Here is a 2,165-nt window from a genome sequence, read left to right as displayed (position 1 = left end):
TTCGCCGTAAATAGCATCGCTGAAGTCCATATCGTAAGCGGAAATGGTCTTTGCGATGGTTCCGGCGGCACCGCCGGCCCTGAAAAAAAACCGGGACACCTCCTGACCGGCCCCGATCTCAGCAATGGTGCCGTATTTGTCCTTGTCCATATTAAAAGAAAATGCCTTCTGCATGGTAGCAATGGGTTCATCAACCATTTTGGATCTCCGGTCTCTGATTTTATTCAAACAAAGTTACGAAAACTCCCATAGATATATCGTGAATTGAGAAGGTTGGCAACCATCCAGCGATTATCAAGGAATGGGTGATAACGTTGGTCCGTTTTGTAGTTCTTATTACATTGATTTTTAATACAGAGTGTGCCATTGTTATGGTACTTTAAAATTATTTGGCTCAACCTTTAATCAAAAGGGAAAGCATATGGATGGATCATGAAACCCTGTTTCTGATATTTGAGATGGGGTTTTTATTTTGGATATCCTGATGAAACCATCAAAATGAACTGATTGCTGGTTATGGCAAGATACCGACACGTTTTAAAGACTGTTATTTTGTGAAGATACCCAATTAATCACCATGGACCGGGAATTCATTTTGATTTGACATTTGGCATAGAATATAATACGCCAAACCATCTGGCCGATATGTACCTCATTCTGCAGTTTTAATTGAATATTCGCTTACACATAAAGCTACCTAACCCTCATATTAAAGTTCTACTTCGGGGATCTACTGAAGTCGCAAAAATAATGAAATTAAATCCGGTTTGTCCAACACTTTAAACTCGTAAAGGAGGAGAAAATGTCAGAAGCCAATAAAGCTGTCGTTCGAAGGATCGTTGAGGAAGTCTGGAATGGAAAAAAACACGACATGATAGACAAATTTTATGCAGCGGATTTCGTCAATGTCGATCCGAGCAGCCCAGAGGTTAAAAACTTGGAACAGTTCAAGCAATGGGTTGCAGTAATGAATGCTGGCTTTCCAGATGAACAAGTCACTATTGTAGATATGGTTGCCGAGGGCGATAAAGTTGCCAAACAATGGTCAGCCAAAGCCACACATACCGGTGAATTTATGGGGATCCCACCTACTAACAAAAAGGCAGACATGTTTGGTATTACTATTTACCGTATTTTCGATGGCAAAGTGAAAGAGTGTGTTTGGAGCTACGATACTTATGGTTTTATGGTCCAACTGGGAGTCATCCCTAGCGAATAATTAAAGAATCTAAAATCGAAGTGTGGCAAGTGCCATAGGCATCGATGACCTTTTTTTACAGTTGCGTCATCGGATCACCGAATTAGTCGGTAGAGCCCGCGGTGTATGTGCTGGAAATATCAGTTATTGTTGTCATAATCGAACCCCGGCAAACCTTGCGATATTATCAAACTGGGGATGCAAGGTTAAGGGAAGATAACTGCTACTGGCAACGCAACTGCTATGTATGCAAAACTCAGAGTTCCTTTAATTATTAGGATAACCATAACATATATGAATTATTATCGATTTCCACATATTCGCAAGTTAGGTGAAAACAGCGTTGCTTTCGCCGACAATAAAGTTCTTAAAAGTAGGAAATAGATTTCTCAATTTTATGTGATTTAATTCACAAAAGCCAGTGATAATAATTCCTATTACAGGGATAATCCATTGATATTACTCAGTCACATATAACTATTTGATACTGCATGATTTTTGCGACCATTAAGATGGATTAGAATGATTTAATAACCTAAAGACAATGCGAACTCATCGAGGGGAGGATGGGCTTAATGCAGACTATCCTAAATCAAAAGATGAGTCGCCAATAAATGGTGGCTTGACTTTTTTATTGAGAATTAGATTTGGATATGAGTTAATTATTTGAAATTATGTGTAAATTTAGATACTGGCACAATACGTATAAACTGTTGTTTCTTGATTTGCCTGAGATTGTATTTTACACAATGGGAAAGGGGCTTTGTAATGAGATGCTTTAAAATTATGCTATTTCTGGTTGTATTGTCATTAACCAATCTATCCTTTTCAAATGCTGATAGCATCGTTTTGGAAAGCACTTTTGATAATGAAGATGAAGGTTGGTCGATAAGGGGGGAAGGCTCAGACATCACATACCATGCTACAGGCGGCAATCCTTATCCTGGTGGATTTATCTCCGCCGAAG

General features: G+C 39.0%; 2 protein-coding genes and 1 pseudogene. 2 read left to right on the top strand and 1 reads right to left on the bottom strand.

Annotated features, from left to right (window positions below):
- Nucleotides 1-198, bottom strand: a pseudogene (locus Q0X89_RS10660) (TonB-dependent receptor); the annotation flags it as partial.
- 604 nt (nucleotides 199-802) lie between these two features.
- Between Q0X89_RS10660 and Q0X89_RS10655 the strand changes: the two are divergent.
- Both Q0X89_RS10655 and Q0X89_RS10650 read left to right on the top strand, forming a co-directional pair.
- A complete protein-coding gene (locus tag Q0X89_RS10655) occupies nucleotides 803-1,219 on the top strand; it encodes an ester cyclase (protein WP_297693941.1) in 417 nt (138 codons plus the stop codon).
- A 765-nt stretch (nucleotides 1,220-1,984) separates the two neighbouring features.
- The coding region (locus tag Q0X89_RS10650) for a hypothetical protein (RefSeq protein ID WP_297693939.1) at nucleotides 1,985-2,165 on the top strand (181 nt) is incomplete at its 3' end.

Origin of the sequence: uncultured Eudoraea sp., assembly GCF_947258525.1 — a bacterium.
Lineage (GTDB): Bacteria > Bacteroidota > Bacteroidia > Flavobacteriales > Flavobacteriaceae > Eudoraea.
This window is presented reverse-complemented; position numbering and strand designations above follow the sequence as displayed.

Coding starts and splice junctions, on each gene's coding strand:
- Q0X89_RS10655 (WP_297693941.1), top strand. CDS start 803: ATGTCAGAAGCCAATAAAGCTGTCGTTCGAAGGATCGTTGAGGAAGTC.